Source organism: Streptomyces sp. NPDC054783, from assembly GCF_053611725.1.
Genome location: NZ_JBSHAY010000028.1, coordinates 1 through 20,514 on the forward strand (window position 1 = coordinate 1; position 20,514 = coordinate 20,514).

At 70.4% G+C, this 20,514-nt stretch carries 21 protein-coding genes and 1 pseudogene; 5 read left to right on the top strand and 17 right to left on the bottom strand.

Annotation, left to right across the window (positions count from 1 at the left end; genetic code table 11):
• The 8 genes and pseudogenes from ACWGJ5_RS34930 to clpS all read right to left on the bottom strand — a co-directional run.
• A pseudogene (locus tag ACWGJ5_RS34930) lies at positions 1-560 on the bottom strand (hypothetical protein); the annotation flags it as partial.
• Positions 561-823: 263 nt separating this feature from the next.
• Entirely contained in the window at positions 824-1,774 is a 951-nt protein-coding gene (locus ACWGJ5_RS34935) for a PLP-dependent cysteine synthase family protein (RefSeq protein WP_356034123.1), read from the bottom strand.
• A gap of 17 nt (positions 1,775-1,791) precedes the next feature.
• Entirely contained in the window at positions 1,792-2,070 is a 279-nt protein-coding gene (locus tag ACWGJ5_RS34940) for a MoaD/ThiS family protein (RefSeq protein ID WP_351809899.1), read from the bottom strand.
• A gap of 127 nt (positions 2,071-2,197) precedes the next feature.
• Complete coding sequence (locus tag ACWGJ5_RS34945; protein WP_317774922.1) at positions 2,198-2,293, bottom strand: putative leader peptide; 96 nt, start codon at positions 2,291-2,293, stop codon at positions 2,198-2,200.
• A gap of 79 nt (positions 2,294-2,372) precedes the next feature.
• On the bottom strand, positions 2,373-2,795 hold the full coding sequence (locus ACWGJ5_RS34950; RefSeq protein WP_453313651.1) for a Mov34/MPN/PAD-1 family protein: 423 nt from the start codon (positions 2,793-2,795) through the stop codon (positions 2,373-2,375).
• 133 nt (positions 2,796-2,928) lie between these two features.
• Positions 2,929-4,365, bottom strand: coding sequence for an amino acid permease (locus tag ACWGJ5_RS34955; protein WP_453313652.1), 1,437 nt, complete (start codon positions 4,363-4,365; stop codon positions 2,929-2,931).
• A gap of 343 nt (positions 4,366-4,708) precedes the next feature.
• Positions 4,709-5,314: a DUF2017 domain-containing protein gene (locus tag ACWGJ5_RS34960; RefSeq protein ID WP_453313653.1), complete on the bottom strand. Its 606-nt coding sequence runs from the start codon at positions 5,312-5,314 to the stop codon at positions 4,709-4,711.
• A gap of 42 nt (positions 5,315-5,356) precedes the next feature.
• Positions 5,357-5,674 (bottom strand): ATP-dependent Clp protease adapter ClpS, encoded by a 318-nt coding sequence (clpS, locus tag ACWGJ5_RS34965; RefSeq protein WP_189948983.1) that lies wholly within the window; start codon positions 5,672-5,674, stop codon positions 5,357-5,359.
• Between the two features lie 57 nt (positions 5,675-5,731).
• On the opposite strand from clpS, the gene ACWGJ5_RS34970 reads away from it, so the two are divergent.
• A complete protein-coding gene (locus ACWGJ5_RS34970) occupies positions 5,732-7,078 on the top strand; it encodes a nicotinate phosphoribosyltransferase (RefSeq protein ID WP_453313654.1) in 1,347 nt (448 codons plus the stop codon).
• Between the two features lie 98 nt (positions 7,079-7,176).
• Positions 7,177-7,770 (top strand): nicotinamidase, encoded by a 594-nt coding sequence (locus tag ACWGJ5_RS34975; protein WP_453313655.1) that lies wholly within the window; start codon positions 7,177-7,179, stop codon positions 7,768-7,770.
• A gap of 3 nt (positions 7,771-7,773) precedes the next feature.
• Here ACWGJ5_RS34975 and ACWGJ5_RS34980 read toward each other — a convergent pair whose 3' ends face one another.
• Both ACWGJ5_RS34980 and ACWGJ5_RS34985 read right to left on the bottom strand, forming a co-directional pair.
• Positions 7,774-8,094, bottom strand: coding sequence for a hypothetical protein (locus ACWGJ5_RS34980; protein ID WP_228621922.1), 321 nt, complete (start codon positions 8,092-8,094; stop codon positions 7,774-7,776).
• Positions 8,095-8,215: 121 nt separating this feature from the next.
• A complete protein-coding gene (locus tag ACWGJ5_RS34985; RefSeq protein WP_453313656.1) occupies positions 8,216-10,576 on the bottom strand; it encodes an immune inhibitor A domain-containing protein in 2,361 nt (786 codons plus the stop codon).
• Positions 10,577-10,857: 281 nt separating this feature from the next.
• Here ACWGJ5_RS34985 and ACWGJ5_RS34990 point away from each other — a divergent pair, with 281 nt between their 5' ends.
• On the top strand, positions 10,858-11,148 hold the full coding sequence (locus ACWGJ5_RS34990; RefSeq protein ID WP_453313657.1) for a hypothetical protein: 291 nt from the start codon (positions 10,858-10,860) through the stop codon (positions 11,146-11,148).
• Between the two features lie 77 nt (positions 11,149-11,225).
• Here ACWGJ5_RS34990 and ACWGJ5_RS34995 read toward each other — a convergent pair whose 3' ends face one another.
• Entirely contained in the window at positions 11,226-12,014 is a 789-nt protein-coding gene (locus ACWGJ5_RS34995) for an RDD family protein (RefSeq protein ID WP_453313658.1), read from the bottom strand.
• A gap of 74 nt (positions 12,015-12,088) precedes the next feature.
• A complete protein-coding gene (locus ACWGJ5_RS35000) occupies positions 12,089-13,699 on the bottom strand; it encodes an RDD family protein (protein WP_453313659.1) in 1,611 nt (536 codons plus the stop codon).
• Between the two features lie 245 nt (positions 13,700-13,944).
• On the opposite strand from ACWGJ5_RS35000, the gene ACWGJ5_RS35005 reads away from it, so the two are divergent.
• On the top strand, positions 13,945-14,358 hold the full coding sequence (locus ACWGJ5_RS35005; protein ID WP_453313660.1) for an SsgA family sporulation/cell division regulator: 414 nt from the start codon (positions 13,945-13,947) through the stop codon (positions 14,356-14,358).
• An 11-nt stretch (positions 14,359-14,369) separates the two neighbouring features.
• Here the strand turns inward: ACWGJ5_RS35005 and ACWGJ5_RS35010 are convergent, their stop codons facing one another.
• Together ACWGJ5_RS35010 and hppD are read right to left on the bottom strand one after the other, a co-directional pair.
• Positions 14,370-15,785, bottom strand: coding sequence for an FAD-binding oxidoreductase (locus ACWGJ5_RS35010; RefSeq protein WP_372478022.1), 1,416 nt, complete (start codon positions 15,783-15,785; stop codon positions 14,370-14,372).
• A 164-nt stretch (positions 15,786-15,949) separates the two neighbouring features.
• Positions 15,950-17,095: a 4-hydroxyphenylpyruvate dioxygenase gene (gene hppD / locus ACWGJ5_RS35015; protein ID WP_453313661.1), complete on the bottom strand. Its 1,146-nt coding sequence runs from the start codon at positions 17,093-17,095 to the stop codon at positions 15,950-15,952.
• A 122-nt stretch (positions 17,096-17,217) separates the two neighbouring features.
• Between hppD and ACWGJ5_RS35020 the strand changes: the two genes are divergently transcribed.
• A complete protein-coding gene (locus ACWGJ5_RS35020; protein ID WP_453313662.1) occupies positions 17,218-17,694 on the top strand; it encodes an Lrp/AsnC family transcriptional regulator in 477 nt (158 codons plus the stop codon).
• A 46-nt stretch (positions 17,695-17,740) separates the two neighbouring features.
• Here the strand turns inward: ACWGJ5_RS35020 and ACWGJ5_RS35025 are convergent, their stop codons facing one another.
• From ACWGJ5_RS35025 to ACWGJ5_RS35035, 3 genes are read right to left on the bottom strand one after another with little or no spacing between them, the layout of a single operon-like run.
• Positions 17,741-18,532, bottom strand: coding sequence for a S16 family serine protease (locus ACWGJ5_RS35025; protein WP_453313663.1), 792 nt, complete (start codon positions 18,530-18,532; stop codon positions 17,741-17,743).
• A 32-nt stretch (positions 18,533-18,564) separates the two neighbouring features.
• Positions 18,565-19,674, bottom strand: a complete 1,110-nt coding sequence (gene menC / locus ACWGJ5_RS35030; protein ID WP_453313664.1) for an o-succinylbenzoate synthase — start codon at positions 19,672-19,674, stop codon at positions 18,565-18,567.
• Positions 19,671-20,420, bottom strand: a complete 750-nt coding sequence (locus ACWGJ5_RS35035; RefSeq protein WP_453313665.1) for a chorismate synthase — start codon at positions 20,418-20,420, stop codon at positions 19,671-19,673. The genes menC and ACWGJ5_RS35035 overlap by 4 nt, the downstream gene beginning before the upstream one ends.
• Between the last annotated feature and the right edge of the window lie 94 nt (positions 20,421-20,514).

Genomic DNA, 20,514 nt, shown 5'->3' on the forward strand with positions numbered 1-20,514 from the left:
TCGTTGGTCGGCAGCGAGGTGGTGGAACCGGTCTGGCTGACCTGCTTGAAGCAGCCGTTGGCCTTGGTGCAGGCGGACAGGCCGTAGGTGGAACGGTAGGTGGCCAGGTCCGACTCGGCGTTGGGGTCGTTGTAGGCGTCGACGATGGCGACCGTCATGCCCGAACCGCCCGCGGTGGGCAGGTTGTAGGCGCTGTGCAGGTTGGCCGGGGAGAGGCCGGAGGGGGCCGCGGCGGCGAGCGCCGAGGCGAGGCGCTGCCTGATGTCGGTGCGGCGCTGGGCGAAGCAGGACGCGTGGCCCGGCTCGGCCTTGCCGCACAGGTGCTCGGTCGGCACCTTCTGGCCGGCCTTGCCGGTCGAGTGGAAGGTCTGCCGCTGGGGGTCGGTCAGCGCCTTGGCGTTCTGCGTGACCTTGGAGGGGTGCGGGTGGGACGCCGCGGGCTGGGCACCGGCGGTCGGTGCGGCGACCAGTCCGGCGACGGTCAGGGCGAGCGCGGGGAAGGCGACGGCGACGAGTCTTCGCAGACTCCGTCTCCGCCGCGTCGGGCGTGACTCACGCATGGGGTACTGCCTCCGGTTGACGTGGGGATTCGCACTGGATTGGCAGGCCCGTGACGCGCGTAGCGGCGGCAGAACCGCGCAGTCATGAGCATGACACTCGCAGACACCTGACATCCCGCTGGGTGAGCGTGACATGTCAGGTGCGGGAGGAACCTAGCCTTGGCCACCGCCTGACCGGCAGTACCTCAAAGGAATTCTTTGCCCGTCCATAGGAATGACTTAGCCCCCTCATTAGGAGGGGGCCAAGACGCAGTTCAGGCGGGTCAGGCCCAGAGCTGGCCCTGCAGCGTCTCGATGGCCTCCTCGGTGGTGGCCGCCGTGTAGACGCCGGTGGACAGGTACTTCCAGCCGCCGTCGGCCACGATGAAGACGATGTCGGCGGACTCCCCCGCCTTGACCGCCTTCCTGCCCACGCCGATCGCCGCGTGCAGGGCGGCGCCGGTCGAGACGCCCGCGAAGATGCCCTCCTGCTGCAGGAGTTCACGGGTGCGGGTGACCGCGTCGGCCGAGCCGACCGAGAAGCGGGTGGTGAGGACCGAGGCGTCGTACAGCTCCGGTACGAAGCCCTCGTCCAGGTTCCTGAGGCCGTACACCAGGTCGTCGTAACGCGGTTCGGCGGCGACGATCTGGATGCCCGGCCGGTGCTCGCGCAGGTAGCGGCCGACGCCCATCAGGGTGCCGGTGGTGCCCAGGCCGGCCACGAAGTGGGTGATCGAGGGGAGGTCGGCGAGGATCTCGGGGCCCGTGGTGGCGTAGTGGGCGCCCGCGTTGTCCGGGTTGCCGTACTGGTAGAGCATCACCCAGTCGGGGTGCTCGGCGGCCAGCTCCTTGGCCACGCGTACGGCGGTGTTGGAGCCGCCCGCGGCCGGGGAGGAGATGATCTCGGCGCCCCACATGCCGAGCAGGTCCCGGCGCTCCTGCGAGGTGTTCTCCGGCATCACGCACACCATGCGGTAGCCCTTGAGCTTGGCGGCCATGGCGAGGGAGATGCCGGTGTTGCCCGAGGTGGGCTCCAGGATGGTGCAGCCCGGGGTGAGCCGGCCGTCCTTCTCCGCCTGCTCGATCATGTGCAGCGCGGGACGGTCCTTGACCGAGCCGGTCGGGTTGCGGTCCTCCAGCTTCGCCCAGATGCGGACGTCGGCGGACGGCGAGAGCCGCGGCAGGCGCACCAGAGGGGTGTTGCCCACCGCGGCCAGCGGGGAGTCGTAGCGCATCGCTGCTCAGCGACCGATCAGCGCATGCCGCCGGCGACGGCCGGCAGGATCGTCACGGTGTCGCCGTCCGACAGCTTGGTGTCGATGCCGTCGATGAAGCGGACGTCCTCGTCGTTCAGGTACACGTTGACGAAGCGGCGCAGCTTGCCCTCGTCCACGATGCGGGCCTGGATGCCCGCGTGCCGGGTCTCGAGGTCGGCGAACAGCTCGGCGAGGGTGTTCCCGCCGCCCTCCACCGCCTTCTGGCCGTCCGTGTACGTGCGGAGGATGGTCGGGATGCGGACCTCGATGGCCATGGCTCAGGGCTCCTGTCGGAAGGTGTCGTCGGTTCGGTCAGGCGCGCGCAGCGGCTGGGGGTCCCCCGGGCGTCCAGCACTGGGGGAGCGCCACGGCCTCACGGCCGGACGGCGGCAGCGGGGTGGATCAACAGATGGCGCTGTTCAGCCTGCAGAGGTCGACGTGCAGCCGCGCCACGAGCAGCATGCCCGGCGCCTTGTCGCTCACGTCGAGAAGAACCATGGGGTCATCGTATCGATTCCCGGTCCGGCTCCCGGAGTGTGATCCCGTATGCCGGACGGATTTCGTCCGATGAGCGAGATCAGTAGGACTGCACCACCGTGACCTCCTCCTCCGTGACCTCGCCGTCCACGATCCGGAAGGAGCGGAACTGGAAGTCGCCGAGGTCGTCGGTGTCCCGGGTGGAGACCAGGACGTAGTGGGCACCGGGCTCGTTGGCGTAGGAGATGTCGGTGCGGGAGGGGTAAGCCTCGGTGGCGGTGTGGGAGTGGTAGATGACCACCGGGTCCTCGTCGCGGTCGTCCAGCTCGCGGTAGAGCTTGAGCAGGTCGCCGGAGTCGAACTCGTAGAAGGTCGGCGACATCGCCGCGTTCAGCATGGGGATGAAGCGCTCGGGGCGGTCCGAGCCCGCCGGGCCCGCCACGACGCCGCACGCCTCGTCGGGGTGGTCCTTGCGCGCGTGGGCGACGATCTGGTCGACGAGGGCCTGGGTGATGGTCAGCATGTCCGTCAGGATAAGCAGAAGGGCCGTTCCGTACCGAGGCTTGGTACGGAACGGCCCATATGCCGGACGTCCTGAGCGGCAGCCGCGCGGGGCACCACGAGAGCCCCGTGCGGCTGGACGTCCCTGGGGATGGTCAGCGCTTGCGGAAGGCCGCGGCCTCCGGGTTGCGGCGCCTGAGCACCCAGTAGGAGACGCCGAGGATCGCGGCCCACAGCGGAGCACAGTAAAGCGACACCCGGGCGTCCTTGTCGATGCCCATGAACACGATCACCATGAAGATGAACGCCAGCGCGAAGACGCTCGTGTACGGCGCTCCGGGCGCGCGGAACTCGCTCTGCGGCAGCAGCCCGCGGTTCGCCTTGAACCGGTAGCGGAGCTGGCACAACAGGATGACGATCCACGCCCACATGCCGGAGATGGTCGCGAAGGAGACGACGTAGTCGAACGCCTTGCCCGGCCACTGGTAGTTGATCCAGACGCCGACCAGCATCAGCGCGGCGGAGAACGTCGTGCCGAACAGCGGGGTACCGCTGCGCGTCAGCTTGGTGAAGGCCTTCGGGCCCTGGCTGTTGAGCGCCAGGTCGCGCAGCATGCGGCCGGTGGAGTACATGCCGGAGTTGCAGGAGGACAGCGCGGCGGTCAGGACGACGAAGTTCACGATGCCGGCGCCGACGGACAGGCCCATCTTCTGGAACGCGGCGACGAAGGGGCTCACGCCCGGGTGGAACTCGGTCCACGGCACGACCGAAAGGATCATGATCAGCGCGCCGACGTAGAAGACGGCGATACGCCACGGCACGGTGTTGATCGCCTTGGGCAGCACCTTCTTGGGGTCCTTGGACTCGCCCGCGGTGACACCGACCAGCTCGACGGCGAGGAAGGCGAACATGACCATCTGCAGGGTCATCAGGGTGTTGCCGACGCCGTGCGGGAAGAAGCCGCCGTCGTTCCACAGGTGGCTCACCGAGGCGGTCCTGCCCGCGTCGGAGAAGCCGATCGTGAGGATGCCGGCGCAGATCAGGATCATGCCGATGATCGCGGTGACCTTGACCATGGAGAACCAGAACTCCAGCTCGCCGAAGAGCTTCACGGAGATCAGGTTGGCGCCGTACAGCACGATGGTGAAGATCAGGGCCGACACCCACTGCGGGATGTCGAACCAGTACGTCATGTAGGCGGCCGCTGCCGTGACCTCGGTGATGCCCGTGACCACCCAGAACAGCCAGTACGTCCAGCCGGTGACGAAGCCCGCGAAGGGGCCGATGAACTCGCGCGCGTACTCCGAGAAGGAGCCCGACACCGGGCGGTACATCAGCAGCTCGCCGAGCGCGCGCATGATCAGGAAGATGACGAGGCCCGCGACGGCGTAGGCCAGGATCAGGCTGGGGCCCGCCTTGGAAATACCCTTGCCCGCGCCGAGGAACAGGCCGGTGCCGATGGCCCCGCCGATGGCGATCATCTGGATCTGCCGGGACCCGAGCCCGCGCTGATACCCCTCGCCGCCCTCGCCGTCCGCTGTCCGCGCGGCCTCTTCGCCGTCGCGATGCTGGTCGACCTGCGCTGAGGTCATGTGTGGTGCGCCTTTCTCCATGCCGACCCGGGCCTTCGCGTCGGCCGCGGATCGGGTTTCGATCCCCCCGGATTGATGGAGCCGGGCGGGATTCGCGATCCCGCCCCGTGCCTGGCCGACGGTCGTCGGCTCGGTGGCGCACCCGGCCGAACATGGGTGGTGTTGGCCGGGCGGTCGTGAAGATTTATCACGGCCGCAATATTGATCACGGAGGCGAGCTGTGACGCACCCCACAGGGAAAGACGGACAAAGAACCCTCGAATGCGGCAAACCAGGCCGCAACGGTGACGGGATCGTTATCCGGATTTGAGCGTCCGCTGAGCGAACACGAAAACGGCTGAGACTACGACATAAGGGTCGTCACCAGGGTCTCCTGGAGGCCGCCCAGCCACAGATACGCCATCACCATCGGCTTGCGCGGGTCCTCGTCCGGGAGCCGGTAGAGCAGGTCGGTGTCGTCCTCGTCGGTGATCTCCAGCCGGGCACCGATCGCGAGACGGAGATCGTTGAGGGCGCCCAGCCACCGCCTGGACTCCTCCGGCGACAGGTTCAGCACCGCCCCGCCCTCGTCGACCGGCGCCAGCGCGTCGAGGCTGCGGATCACCGCGAGCGCGTTCTCCCGCTTGCCGGCCCTCAGGTCGTTCTCGGTGTAGCGGCGGAACTCGGCGGAGTGGGCCCGCCGCTCCTCGGCCTGGGCCGGCGAGTCCGGGGCCTGCTCGGGGTCGCTGTAGGCATCGGGGAAGAGCCTCCTGAGCACCGGGTCGGCGGGCGGCTCGCTCGGGCCCTCCGCGAACAGCTCGGCGAGCGGGTCCTTCGGGCTGTCGGCGCCCGGCCCGGGGCCGATGAGCTCCAGCAACTGGACGGCCAGCGACCGGATGATGGAGATCTCGACGTCGTCGAGTGCGACGGCCGCGCCGCCGCCGGGAAGCGGTTCGAAATGTCCGGGCATGTAAATGGGTTCGCTACTTCCGGTCCTGCGGACGGGGGCGGGTCATTTCCGGTCCTGCTGGAGGGTGGCCCACAGACCGTAGCCGTGCATCGCCTGCACGTCGCGTTCCATCTCCTCGCGCGTGCCGCTGGAGACGACCGCCCGGCCCTTGTGGTGGACGTCGAGCATGAGCTTGGTGGCCTTGTCCTTGGTGTAGCCGAAGTACGTCTGGAAGACGTACGTCACGTAGCTCATGAGGTTGACCGGGTCGTTGTGCACGATGGTGACCCAGGGGACGTCGGGCTCGGGTACGGCGAAGACCTCCTCCGCCGACTCGGTGCGTTCGATCTCTACGGGCGCGGGTGACGTCACAGTGCCCATGCTGCCACGGAGCCCGGAAATCGTCACACCGACGAAAAGGGAGTACGATCGGTTGCCATGAACACAGCGGACCTTGGGCTGCCGGTGGATGTTCCCTCGACGGCGCTCTTCACGGACCAGTACGAGCTGACGATGCTGCAGGCCGCCCTGAAGGCGGGTACGGCCGAACGGCGGAGCGTGTTCGAGGTCTTCACCCGGCGGCTGCCGGACGGGCGGCGCTACGGCGTGGTGGCGGGCACCGGGCGCGTGCTGGACGCGGTGGAGAACTTCCGCTTCGACGCGGACGTCCTCGGCTTCCTGCGCGAGCGGGGGATCGTCGACGAGCAGACCCTGAGCTGGCTCGGCGACTACCGCTTCGGCGGGGACGTCTGGGGCTACCCCGAGGGCGAGGTCTACTTCCCCGGCTCGCCGATCATGCGCGTCGAGGGCACCTTCGCCGAGTGCGTGCTGCTGGAGACGGTGATCCTCTCGATCCTCAACCACGACTCCGCGATCGCCGCGGCCGCCTCCCGGATGGCCTCCGCCGCAGGCGAGCGCCCGCTGATCGAGATGGGCGCCCGCCGCACCCACGAGCTGGCCGCGGTCGCCGCCGCCCGCGCCGCGTACGTCGGCGGCTTCGCGACCACCTCCGACCTGGCGGCCGGCTTCCGTTACGGCATCCCGACCGTCGGCACCTCCGCCCACGCCTTCACCCTGCTCCACGACCGCGAGCGGGACGCCTTCCAGGCCCAGGTCGACACCCTCGGCCGGGGCACCACCCTGCTCGTGGACACCTACGACGTCGCCGAGGCCGTCCGTACGGCGGTGGAGGTGGCCGGCCCCGAGCTGGGCGCGGTCCGCATCGACTCCGGTGACCTGCTGCTCGTGGCGCACCGGGTACGCCAGCAGCTGGACGAGCTGGGTGCCACGAGCACCAAGATCGTGGTCACCTCCGACCTGGACGAATACGCGATCGCCTCGCTCGCCGCCGCTCCCGTGGACGCGTACGGCGTCGGCACCCAGCTGGTCACCGGCTCCGGGCACCCGACCGCCGCCATGGTCTACAAGCTGGTCGCCCGCGCCGAGACCGCCGACCCGAAGGCACCGCTCGTGCCGGTCGCGAAGAAGTCCAGCGGCGGCAAGACCTCCCTGGGGGGCCGCAAGTGGGCGGCGCGCCGGCTGGACGAGGACGGGGTGGCGGAGGCCGAGGTCGTGGGCACCGGCGCGGTACCGGCGGACCTCGCCGACCGCCGGCTCCTGGTCCAGCTGATCAAGGGCGGGGACGTCGTCGCCCGCGAACCCCTGGACGTGCCCCGGGACCGCCACATCGCCGCCCGCGCGAACTTGCCGCTGTCCGCGACCCAGCTCTCCCGAGGGGAACCTGTCCTTCCGACGGAGTACGTCAACGGGCGCTCGGGTAGCTAAGGCGGGACCGCCGCCCGTCCGCGCCCCACGCCCCCTCCCCTACGGGGCCGTAAGTCTCTAGGCTCAGTTACTTACACCTCAGTCGAAGGACACCCACCATGCGCCGCGCCTTGATCGTCGTAGATGTGCAGAACGACTTCTGCGAGGGGGGCAGCCTCGCGGTGGCCGGGGGCGCGGACGTGGCCGCCGCCGTCACCGAGCTGATCGGCCAGGCGGCGGGCACCGGATACCGCCATGTGGTGGCCACCCGGGACCACCACATCGCGCCCGGCGGCCACTTCGCCGACAACCCCGACTTCGTCCGCTCCTGGCCCGCGCACTGTGTCGCGGGCACGGAGGGGGTGGGCTTCCACCCCAACTTCGCCCCCGCCGTCGCCTCCGGCGCGGTCGACGCGGTCTTCTCCAAGGGGGAGTACTCGGCGGCCTACAGCGGCTTCGAGGGCAAGGAGGAGAACGGCACCTGTCTGGCCGACTGGCTCCGCGCCCGCCACATCGACGAGGTCGACGTGGTCGGCATAGCCACGGACCACTGCGTACGCGCCACCGCACTGGACGCGGTGCGGAAGGGCTTCCGCACCCAGGTCCTGCTGGACCTGACGGCCGGGGTGGCTCCGGAGACGACGGAGAGGGCCCTGGAGGAGATGCGGGAGGCGGGCGTGGAGCTGACGGGCAAGCCCGTGGTCAGTGGCTGAGGGTCACTGAACCACCGCTGATCTGCGAAGAAGCGCCCGGATGGGATGCCACAGTTCGTTGACGATGACACCGTTGTCGGCCGGTGCCGTGCGCCATATCAGGCCGTCCGGGTGGTGCAGTACGGCGGTGATCTCGTCCGGCGTGGGAGGCGCGGCGTTCCCCCGGAGGTAGATCGCGCGCAACCCCAGGTTGCGCAGCCTGGTCAGGGCTCGGGCGCGGTTCTGGGCGTGCACCAGTACCCGCACCGCGGCGGAGCCGTAGGGCAGGTTCAGCGCCACCACGACCGTGCCGTTCGGCAGCTTGCAGAAGCCTCCAGCGGCCATGCGGTCACATCCCCGTTTCGGTCGGTGTCAATAAGCGGTCCACAGCACGCACCTAAACACGATCGGCGGCAACCCGCCAAGAGGTTGCCGCCGATACGCTTCTGACCTGCGGAAATGCGGACTACTTCACCGCCGGACCGACCTTGAGCAAGATCGTCGAGCCGTTCTTGGCTTCCTTGACGATCGTGATCTTGGTGTTGGTGTCAGTGACCTTCACACCCCCGGTGGGGTTCGACAGGTCGTAGTAGTTGCTGGTGTGGTCGTTGAAGACCGGCACCCCCTTCGACGCCTTGATCACCGTCGCGACGTCCGCCTTGTGCAGCGTGATGCCGTCCGTGCCGTACAGGCTGAACGGCGAGTCGTACGCCTGCATGCGGTTGCGCATCAGCGTGCCGTCGGACCACTTCAGCGCCGTCGGGTGCGAGTCGACCGGCAGGATGAGACCGGAACCCGGGTGACCGTTGGTGCTGTTGGTGTTGTTGTCCGCCTCGGAGGTGTCCCACTTCCAGATCAACAGGCCGTTCTGGTACGGGTAGTGCTCCACCCAGCCCGGACGGGTCGTCGAGAAGCCGAAGTTGTACGGGCCCGTCTTCAGCGTCTTGTCGTACGACACGTACTGCCGGTTCTCGGCGATGTAGTACTGCTTGTAGTCCTTGGTGAAGGACGCGCCGATGCGGGAGAAGCCCGTCGCGGTCCAACCGGCGTCCTGTGTCTCGGCGTTGTCCGAGAAGAGCGGCGTGCCGTCGGCGGTCACGGTGATCTCGTCGGCCGTGAAGCCGTTCTCCGCGACACCGCTGTCCGTGGCGTAGCGGAAGCGCAGGTCGATCTTCTTGCCCGCGTAGGCGTCCAGCGGGAACGACAGCTTCTTGTGCGTCTGCGAGAAGCCGGTCAGCGCCGGCTTGCCGCTGCCGTCACGCGGGATGGCCTGGCCGTCCGCCGTGCCGTCCAGGGCGGCCCAGTTGGCGCCGCCGTCGGTCGACACCTCGGTGTAGACGTAGTCGTAGCCGTCCTCGGTGGCCCACCAGCCGTCCAGGTCCAGCTTCGCCGAGGACTTGCCGGTCAGGTCCACGGACCGGGTCAGCGTGTTCTTCAGGTTGTTGCCGCTGCCGCTCCACCACTGGGCCGAGCCCTGGGCCGGCTGGGTGATGGTCGTGGTGACCGCCTTGTCCGGCAGGGTGACCACGAGGGCCTGCTTGTCCCAGGTGTTGTACTCGGCGACGCCCAGCTTGTGCGTGGACTGCGCACCGGCCTTGGCGCTGTCGTAGTTCAGCCAGCCGAGCTGCAGCTTGTCCCAGGCGTTCATGTCGCCCGGCAGGTCGCCGATGGACTCCCTGCCGGTGCCGAGCCAGGAACCCGAGGACATCAGGGTCCAGAAGCCGGTGGAGTTGTCGCCGCCGGCGGTGTCGTACTCGTCGGGCAGGCCGAGGTCGTGGCCGTACTCGTGGGCGAAGACGCCGAGGCCGCCGTTCTCCGGCTGGATGGTGTAGTCGCCGACCCAGATGCCGGTGTCGCCGATCTGGGCGCCGCCCAGCTTGTTGTCCGCGGGGCCGGTGGCGCCGGCGTCGGTGCCGAAGGCGTACCAGCGGTGGGCCCAGATCGCGTCCTTGCCCTGCGCGCCGCCGCCCGCGGACTCGTCCTCACCGGCGTGCACGATCTGGAAGTGGTCGATGTAGCCGTCGGGCTCGTTGAAGTTGCCGTCGTGGTCGTAGTCGTAGCGGTCCCACTGGTCGTACTGGGCGAGGTCCTTCTTGATGTCGGCGTCGGTCCTGCCGGCCGCCTTCTGCTGGGCGACCCAGGCGTTCAGGCCGTCACTGACCACGTTCCACACGCTCGGGCAGTTGGTCTGGCCGCAGGCGTTGTTGCCGTAACGAGCCTCGTTGTAGGGGACCTTGACCCAGTCCGTGACCTCGCCGTTGACCGAGTAGCGGCCCGAGGACTGCTTCTCGTAGTACTTCTTCAGCGACTCGGTCTTCTTGCCGGTGCCGAAGTAGAGGTCCTGGTAATGCTTCTGGTTGTAGTCCTTCTGCCAGGCCGTGGAGTTGTCCTTCTTGCGGTCCGGCGCGGCGATGGTGTTGTGCAGCGGGCCGGGCGTGCCGCCGAACTTCGGGTCGGTCTTGTCCCCGAACTCCACCAGGATCGTGAAGATCCTGTCGGTCTTCTCGCGGCTCAGCTCGACGTACTTGCTCTTGCCCTTGCGGCTCCCCAGCGCCACGACCTTGGAGCCGTCCCGGTCCTGGGCCTTGGCCTTCCCGGATATGAGTTGGCTCAGCGCCTCCTGGCGCTGGGCCTCCTGGGTCTTGCTGAGCGGGCCGTCGAGGTCGTGTGCCCGCTGTCGCACCGGGGCCGGGTCGTGCCGGTCGACGGCCGCGGACCGGGTCTGGGTGCTCGCCTCCGCGACGGCGAAGGTGGCGAATGTCGCGGAGGCCGCCGCGAGCGTCACACCGATCGCGGCCGCTCTGAACGTCCAGGATCTGCTGGTCACTTGAGTTCCTCCCCTGCGCCTGTTCGGCACATGTCAAGTGACGACATTTGACTAGAGGTTTAGAAGAAAAGACAGACCTTGACTCGGCCACTCCCTGTGCACTATGCGGAGATGGCGTCCGTTTTACGGATACCGTGCTTCCTGTGCGCCCCCCGTGCACCGGTACCGTGGGTTAGGTCACGCTTACCGGGCGTCCCGTTCGGGCATGCACGCGAAGAGAGTCGAATGGCACGCCCCGATACGCCGAAGAATCCCCGAAGAGTTCCGAGGACACGATTGCCATGCCTCGTCCGACTGCCGCACAGCTCGTTTACGGCTCATGCACCGTGATCTTCTCGACGCTCGCCATGCTGCTGCTGTCCCAGACGAGTTCGGGCCTCGGGGTCACCGTCATCGCCTTCGCGGCGCTGGCCCTCGGGCTGCTCGTGGCGATGACGGTGCCGCTGCCGAAGGTCCGCACGACCGAGGCAACCACCGATGCACCGGCCGAGGCACCGGCCGACGACCAGGCTGTGCGGGGGCGCGGCGCCGAACCCGCGCCCCAGGAGCAGCCGGTGTCCACCGCCCTGTGAACAGAGCGCAGACGAAAGCGGCGGGCCCGTGACCCCACGGACCCGCCGCTTTCGTATGGGCACCCATGACGATTCGCTCAACCGGTGCTGACCACCACCGTCTTGGCCGCCTTGTCGTGCAGCCCCTGCTTGTACGGCTTGTCGAAGTAGCTCCAACCGCCGCAGACCGCCGTCCAGATACAGGCACAGCAGAAGGCGAACGGCAGCCACAGCACCAGGGCGCGGATCAGGTTCGTCTGCACCGAGGGCGTGGCGCCGTTGTCCAGGTTCGCCACCCGCATGTTGAACCACTTCTTGCCGAGGGTCTGGCCGTACTGGGTCATCATGAACGTGTCGTACGCGACGTACAGCACGGCCGCGACGAAGGACTGCGCAACGGACCGGCCGACCTCGACGTGGTCGTCGTTGACGGTGTACTCGCGCACTCCGAACGCCCAGGTGAGCAGCCAGACGACGATGCCGACCAGGATCATGTCGATGATCCGCGCGAGCGTCCGCTTGCCGCTGTCGGCGAGCGGGGGCATGCCGGCGAGCGGGTCGGAGGGATAGCCACCGGCGCCCGCGCCGTAAGGACCGGTGCCGTAGGGGCCGCCTCCATAGGGTCCGCCTCCGTAGGGAGGGGGCTGGTCTCCGCCGTACGGGGGCGGTGGCTGGTTGCCGTACGGCGGCGGTGGCTCGCCGCTCCCGTACGGGGGTGGCTGGCCGCCGCCCGGAGGCTGCCCGCCGCCGGGCGGCGGCTGCTGCTCGGCGCCGCCGTACGGGGTGTCGTACGGCGAGCCCGACCCCTGGTCCGACGGGGGCCGCTTCCTGAACGGGTCGTCCTCGGGGGGCTGCTCTCCCGAGCCGGGGGGCGGTTCGCTGCTCATGGCCCGAGTGGACCGCGAACGCCCCGGCTCCGCATCCGGCGGACGGCCGTACGGAGTACGGCCGTGCCCCGCGCTCAGCCCGCGACGAAGGTGTGCGCCGCCTTGTCGTGCCAGCACTGGCGCCAGGGCCGGTCGAACAGGCACCACAGCACGCCCACGATCCCGATGCCGAGCAGTCCGGGCACGCTGAAGACCAGCCAGCGGCGCAGCGCCGCGCCGAAGGTGGGGGGCTCGTGCGCCTCGATGTCCCGGACCTCAAGACCGAGCAGCTTCTTGCCGAGGGTGCGGCCCCACTTGGCGGTCGGCAGCGCCTCGTACCCGACACCGACCAGCAGCAGGACGGCGAGCACGATGCCGAGACTGGTGGCGGTCGTGCCGTCGAGCAGCCAGACCGTGACCTCGCGGCCGGACAGCTCGGCCGCGTCGATCTTCTGCTGCACGTGGTCGACGGCCTTGATGCCGAGCGGTACGCCGGCGGCGGCCGTCACGGCGCCCACGACCAGGGTGTCGATCAGCCGGGCGGCGAACCGCTTGGCGAGTCCGGCGGGACGGGCGGCGGCCTGTCGGCGCGCGGCCGCCTGGAACGGGTCCTCCACCGGCGGCTTCCACGGCGCCACGGGCTGGTCGTCCGCGCCACCGGCCAGCTGGTGCACCTGCTGCGCCCAGGACGCCTGTCCGCCACCGGATCCGCTGGTCACCGGGGTGACCGGGGCACCGCCCTGCGCCGGCACCGAGGGCGCGACGGCCGCCTGGGCGGGGGGTGCGGGCTGGGCCTGCGGTGCCTGCGCGGCGGCGGCACGGGCGGCGGCGGCCTTGCCGGCACCGAAGCCGGGGCCTCCGGCCGGGGAGGCGGGGTTCGGGGAGGCAGCGGCGGGGTTCGCGGTGGGCGGGGTGTGTGCGCCGACGGGGCCCTGCGGCCCGAAGCCACCGGGCGCCGCCCCCGCGCCGGGGGCGTGCGGGCCGAAGCCCGAACCGGCCCCGGTGCCGACACCGGGGGTCTGCGGGGCGTAGGCGCCGGGCGCCGCGGACGAACCGGCCGCACCCGCGTCCTGGCCACCCGCTCCCGAACCGGACGCGGGCGCGGCGAAGCCGGGGCCCTGGGCCGCGCCGTGCGGTCCGAAGCCGGAGGCCTGCGGGCCGGACCCGGGCTGCCCGCCCTGGCCCTGGCCGGGTAGCGGGCGGAACGTCATCGTGCCGTCGTCCTGCACGGCCGCGGGTCCCGGGACCGGCCGGCGGAAGATGAAGGTGCCGCCGGGGTCCTGGTCGACGCCCTCCCCCGGCGGGACCGAGGCCGTGCCGTCGGTGCGGCCCGCCTGGCCGGCCGGCCGGGCCGAGCCCTCGGCGGGCACCCGGGGGTCGGTACCCCAGGCGGTGCGCCCGTCGCCGTCCCCGGCGGAACCGAACCGCCCCGCGGACGGGCCGGCACCGCCGGCACCGGGCTGTCCGGAGGGTGTGGGGGCCGGGTCCTCGTCGAAGAAGTGCGGGCCCGTCTCCTCGACGGCCGGGGCCGCGGGACGGACACCGGGCGGCGGGGTGAGCGGTTCGCCGTCCTTCGGCGCCGGGCGGCTGGTACCGGGCACCCAGGAGGCGCCGTTCCAGTACCGGACGTATCCGGGGATGGACGGGTCCGGGTAGTAGCCCTCGCGGGGCCTGTCGTCACCTGGGGCCGGGGTTGGGGCGCTCATGTCCGTCGTCCCGTATCTGCTCGGGGGTGGGATGGGAGCCTCCACATCTATCAGACCGCGGCACTCCGCAGCGCCAGTCCCGCAGGACCCACCCCTTTCCGGGCAACGCCGTACCCGGCTCCCGCACGTCCCCGAAAAAGATTTCCCCGAACCCGCGTAATGGCCCGGCCCCTGCCCGCTCTCCCCCGGTGCGGGCCCGTTCCGAGCGGACCCGGCCAAGCCCCGACAGAAAGGACACGCAGGTCATGCATCACACCGTGGTGGAGCGGGAGCTGGAACTGAGGCTCGTCCTGTCGCCGGAGCGCGGCATCCCGGTGCCGGCCCGGCTGAGCTACCGCTCCGACGATCCGTACGCCGTCCACATCGCCTTCCACATCAACTCCGACCGTCCCGTCAACTGGACGTTCGCCCGCGACCTGCTGGTGGAGGGTGTGTTCCGGCCGTGCGGGCAGGGGGACGTGCAGGTGTGGCCGTCGAAGGTGGCGGGGCGCAGTGTCGTGCTGATGGCGCTGAGCTCACCGGACGGGGACGCGCTGCTGGAGGCGCCGGTCCCGCAGGTGTCGGCCTGGCTGGAGCGGACGCTGCGGGCCGTGCCCCCGGGGGGCGAGGGCGGGCAGCTGGGCATCGACGACGCGCTCGACCAGCTGCTCGCCCAGTGAGCGCCCCAGGGTCAGAGCACCTTGCCCGGGTTGAGGATGCCCAGGGGATCGAAGGCGTGCTTCACGGCCCGCTGCATCTCGACCCCGACCGGCCCGATCTCCCGGGCGAGCCACTCCTTCTTCAAGACGCCGACGCCGTGCTCGCCGGTGATGGTGCCGCCGAGCTCCAGGCCGAGGGCCATGATCTCGTCGAAGGACTCGCGGGCCCGCCGGGACTCGGCCTCGTCCTGGGCGTCGAAGCAGACGGTGGGGTGGGTGTTGCCGTCGCCGGCGTGTGCGCAGACGCCGATGGTCAGGCCGTACTTCGCGGCGATCCGCTCGACGCCCTCCAGCATCGCTCCGAGCTGCGAGCGGGGCACGCACACGTCGTCGATCATCGTCGTGCCCTTGACCGCCTCCAGCGCGGTCAGCGAGAGCCGCCGGGCCTTCAGCAGCAGCTCCGACTCGGCCGCGTCCTCGGCCGGGACCACCTCGGTGGCGCCGGCGGCCTCGCACAGCGCGCCGACGGCGGCGAGGTCGGCGGCCGGGTCCGGGGTGTCGAAGGCCGCCAGCAGCAGCGCCTCGGTGGTCTCGGGGAGGCCCATGTGGGCGAGGTCGTTGACCGCCTTGACGGTCGTACGGTCCATCAGTTCGAGGAGGGACGGGAGGTGACCGCCCTCCATGATCCGGCAGACGGCGTCGCAGGCCGCCGCCGCGGAGGGGAACTCGGCGGCCAGCACCAGCTGCTGCGGAGGCTTGGGCTTCAACGCCAGCACAGCCCGGACGACGATGCCGAGCGAGCCCTCGGAGCCGACGAAGAGGCGGGTGAGGTCGTAGCCGGCGACGCCCTTGGCGGTGCGGCGGCCGGTGGACATCAGGCGGCCGTCGGCCAGCACCACGTCCAGGCCGAGCACGTACTCGGCCGTGACCCCGTACTTCACACAGCACAGGCCGCCGGAACCGGTGCCGATGTTGCCGCCGATGGTGCACATCTCCCAGCTGGAGGGGTCCGGCGGGTAGTACAGGCCGTGTTCCTCGACCGCGCGGGACAGGGCCGCGTTGATCACTCCGGGCTCGACCACGGCGATCCGGTCGACGGGGCTGATCTCCAGGATGCGGTCCATCTTGGTGAGGGACAGCACGATGCAGCCGTCGGTGGCGTTGGCGGCGCCGGACAGGCCCGAGCGGGCGCCCTGCGGGACCACCGGAACGCGCAGTTCGGTGGCGGTGCGCATGACGTGCTGGACGTGTTCGACGGTGCGCGGCAGGACGACGACGGCCGGGGTGCCGGCCGGGCAGAAGCTCGCCATGTCGTTGGCGTAGGCGGCGGTGACGTCGGGGTCGGTCAGCACGGCCTCGGCGGGCAGGCCGGCCAGGAGCCGGTCAGTGAGGTCGCTCGTGACCACGGCGTCTTCGGAGCGGGGCGCTTCGATGCGGCTCATGATCAAAGGGTCGCACTCACGGCCATCGGTGTGAACCCCGTCCGTACTCCGCTCGGTCGACCCGGATCGGCTCCGCACTTCTCGCCGTTGAGGGTCCCGGTGGCGAGGGCGGCGTTGGGGGCGTTGGGCGGCGTGCCGCAGGCGCCGCCCAACTGAACCCCGTGACGGGCCTACAGGTTGCCGCGCTTGGCCTGCTCGCGCTCGATCGCCTCGAACAGGGCCTTGAAGTTGCCCTTGCCGAAGCCCATGGAGCCGTGGCGTTCGATGATCTCGAAGAACACCGTCGGGCGGTCCTGGACCGGCTTGGTGAAGATCTGCAGCAGGTAGCCGTCCTCGTCGCGGTCGGCGAGGATCTTCAGCTCGCGCAGGGTCTCGATCGGCACCCGGGTGTCGCCGACCCACTCGCCGAGGGTGTCGTAGTAGGAGTCGGGGGTGTCGAGGAACTCGACGCCGGCCGCGCGCATGGTGCGGACGGTCTCCACGATGTCGCCCGTGTTCAGCGCGATGTGCTGGACGCCGGCGCCGCCGTAGAACTCCAGGTACTCGTCGATCTGGGACTTCTTCTTGGCGATCGCGGGCTCGTTGATCGGGAACTTGACCTTGAGGGTGCCGTCCGCGACGACCTTCGACATCAGCGCGCTGTACTCGGTGGCGATGTCGTCGCCCACGAACTCCTTCATGTTCGTGAAGCCCATGACCTTGTTGTAGAACCCGACCCACTCGTTCATCTTGCCGAGCTCGACGTTGCCGACGCAGTGGTCGATGGCCTGGAAGGTGCGCTGGGCGGGCGGGGCGACCATCGGCTTCGCGGCGACGTAACCGGGCAGGTAGGGGCCGTCGTAGCCGGAGCGGTCGACCAGGGTGTGGCGGGTCTCGCCGTAGGTGGCGATCGCGGCGAGGACGACGGTGCCGTGCTCGTCCTTGACCTCGTACGGCTCGACGACGCTCCGCGCGCCGTGCTCGATCGCGTAGGCGTGGGCGGCGCGGGCGTCCGGGACCTCGATGGCCAGGTCGATGACGCCGTCGCCGTGCTCGGCCACGTGCCGGGCGAGGAAGCGGCCCCAGTCGGTGCTCGGCTTGATCACCGAGGTGAACACGAAGCGGGCGGAGCCGTTCTCGAGCACGTAACTGGCGGTCTCGCGGCTGCCGTTCTCCGGTCCGGAGTAGGCGACCAGCTTCATGCCGAAGGCGGTGGAGTAGTAGTGCGCCGCCTGCTTGGCGTTGCCCACGGCGAAGACGACCGCGTCCATTCCCTTGACCGGGAAGGGGTCGGCCTGCCGGGCGGTGTCGGGAGTGTGGTGTGTGGTCTGCGTCATGCCGGAAGCGTGGACCCACTCTGCAAGGTGCGCAATAGTTTCCGTGTTCACTGGGCAGTCTGTTCAGTGGTACGACCGTAGTGCCGGTCTTTCTGTACAGGATGCCCATCCCTGGGGGTGCCGTGGCGATCGATCATCTGGACGGGCGGATCATCGTGCTCCTCGCCCGCGAGCCGCGCATCGGCGTGCTGGAGATGTCCCGGCGGCTCGGGGTCGCCCGGGGCACGGTGCAGGCGCGCCTGGACCGGCTTCAGTCGAACGGGGTCATCCGGGGATTCGGCCCCCAGGTGGATCCGGCGGCGCTCGGCTATCCGGTCACCGCCTTCGCCACGCTGCAGATCCGGCAGGGCCAGGGCGCCGACGTCCGCGCACACCTGGCGACCGTGCCGGAGGTGCTGGAACTGCTGACCACCACCGGCAGCGGCGACATGCTGTGCCGCCTGGTGGCCCGCTCCAACGCCGATCTCCAGCGGGTGATCGACCGGGTCATCGGCTTCGACGGCATCGTCCGGGCGTCCACGGCGATCGTCATGGAGAACCCGGTTCCGCTGCGGATCATCCCGCTGGTGGAACAGGCGGCCGGGCACGATGACGCATGACGCGCGACGCCTGCGCCGGCAGCATCCGCTGGAAGCCGACTGCGGCTCAACAGCTCGGCACGGGCCCCTTGCCGTTCTCCAGCGTCTGAAGGGCGTTCACCGCTCCCTTGAGCGTGGTGACCGGGATCAGGCGCAGGCCCTTCGGGAGTTCTGCCTCGGCGTCGGTGCACTCGGCCTTCGGGACCAGGAAGATCGTGGCGCCGTCGCGTCGGGCGGCCTGGGTCTTCAGGGCCACCCCGCCGACCGCGCCGACGTTGCCGGAGGCGTCGATCGTGCCCGTACCCGCGATGGTGCGACCGCCCGTGAGGTCGCCGCCGCTGCCGTCGCCGTGCAGCTTGTCGATGATGCCCAGGGTGAACAGCAGGCCCGCGCTCGGCCCGCCCACGTCGGCCAGCCTCAGCGTGACCTTGACCTTGTCGGCACTCAGCCCCAGGTACTTCAGCGCCGCCCGGGTCGCCGCGTCCTGGGACTGCTGCATCTGCGCCGCGTTGTGCTTCTCGATCTCCTTGACGGTGTCGCCGCTCGGGTAGACCGCGTCGCGCGGCATGACCGCCCGGTCGGTGCGGAACCAGTTGCCGGCCACGTCACCGAGGCTCACCCGGGCGTCCGGGCCGGTCGCCACGATCGTGACCATCCGCAGCTGCCCGCTGGTCCTGCGGACCGGCGCACCGGAGACGTTGATCACCTGGGTGCCCTTGTTCGCGCCCAGCACGTTCGCCGTCATGCCGGGCTGCGCCACCGAGAACGGCAGCGGTGCGAACGCCGCCGTGGCCAGCAGGGCCACGACGGGCAGAGCGCAGACGGCTACGGCCTGGGGACGCGTGAGACGTGAGAGCACGGGATCAATCTAACGTGACCACCGGCTGTCTCTTATGCCGCGTACAGGTCCCTTCGCCGACGGGTGAAGCGGCGCAGGGCCTCCGGAAGGGGCTCGATGCCGATTCCGGGGGCGGTCGGCACCGGCAGGTGGCCGTCCCGCAGGACGAACGGCTCGGTGATGTCCTCGGCGAAGTAGCGGGCCGAGGCGGAGGTGTCCCCGGGGAGGGTGAAGCCGGGCAGGGCGGCCAGGGCCAGGTTGGGAGCGCGGCCGATGCCCGTCTCCAGCATGCCGCCGCACCACGCCGGGACGCCGTGCGCGTGCGCCACGTCGTGGACCCGGCGGGCCTCCAGGTAGCCGCCGACCCGGGCGGGCTTGACGTTCACCACCCGGCAGGCGTCCATCGCGATCGCGGCGGCGGTGCCGGAGGCGTGGTGCAGGGACTCGTCCAGGCAGACAGGGGTGCGCAGACGCTTCTGCAGCCGGGCGTGGGCGTACAGGTTGTTCTCCTCCAGCGGCTCCTCGATCAGCAGCAGCCCGAAGTCGTCCAGGCGCCGCAGGTGTTCGGCGTCCGCGAGGGTGTAGGCGGTGTTGGCGTCCACCTGGAGGGGCAGGGCGTCACCGAAGCGGTCGCGGACCGCGCGGACCGGCTCCACGTCCCAGCCGGGCTCGATCTTCAGCTTGATGCGCACATACCCCTCGGCGAGGTAGCGCTCGACGTCGTCCAGCAGCCCCGGCACCGAGTTCCCGATGCCGACCGACACCCCGGCGGGCACCCGGTCCCGTACCGCGCCGAGATACGTCGCGAGCGGCATGCCGTGCGCGCGCAGCTCGGCGTCCAGCAGCGCCGTCTCCAGGGCCGCCTTCGCCAGCTCGTGGCCCTTGATCTTCGCCATGGCCGGGGCGAGGGCGGCGGTCGTGACCTCCCCCAGCGCCGCCACGCGCGGGATCAGGAAGTCGCGCAGCACGATCTCGGCGCCGGCGACGAACTCCGAGCAGTACAGCGGCTCGGGATCGGCGGCGAACTCCGACCAGCCCTCGGCGGAGTCGGTGACGACGTGCAGGAGGAAGGTGTCCTTCGTCGTCATCGTCCCGAAGGACGTACGGAACGGGGTGGCCAGCGGGATCGCGACGTGCACGATCTCGACGCGCTCCAGCTTCATGCCGTGGCCCCCTCACGGGTGAGGGTGTACCAGCCGTCGCGGGACATCCCGGTGGCCCGGAACCCCTCCACGAAGGCCGTCAGCAGCACCTCGCGCACCGCGTACCGCCAGCGCAGGGCCAGCGCCGGGTCGGCGGCGCGCAGCTTGACGACGTCCGCCGGCACCCGGCACCAGACGCGCCGCTCGTCGCGGCGGACGAGGGAGTCGCCGTCGGGGGCGACGGCGGTGACCGGTCCACGGGGCGTGACGTCGTACGACGCCCTCGGCGCGGCCAGGTCCCAGGTCACCGTCAGCCGGTCGCTCTCGTCGCCGTCGTTCACGCCGTCGGTCATCGGACCGTAGAAGTCGACCAGGTACTCCGTGCCGGTGGCGCCCAGCTTGGCCAGGTTGAAGCGGGCGTTGCGGCCGACCAGCGGGTCGAAGGTCCAGCGCATGGTGCCGGCGCCCACCCCGAGGGCCCAGTCCCGCTGGGCCTGCTTCACCGCGTGTCCGAGCCCCTGCTCGGCGGCGGCCACCAGCGAGTACGTGCTGCGGTCGGCAGCGAGGACGCCGACGGAGGCGCCCGCGAGCCGCTGCCCGTCGTACGCGCCGTGCACCGCGCCGCCGGCGTGCACCAGGCTGTGCAGAACCTCGGCCGGGTAGGGCGGGGCGCTGCGGGGCGTCCGCCAGACGTCGCTGAAGTAGTCGGCCACGGCCGCGAGGGAGGCGACGTCGTGGACGGTACGGATGGTGACTCCTGCTGTCATGGCACGAGTCTCGAAGGAGCCGGCCCCGCGCGCGTTGTGCGAGCGGCCAACGCGCGCCGTACGTTCGTTTCACCATCCGCCAACCGCCCGCCGG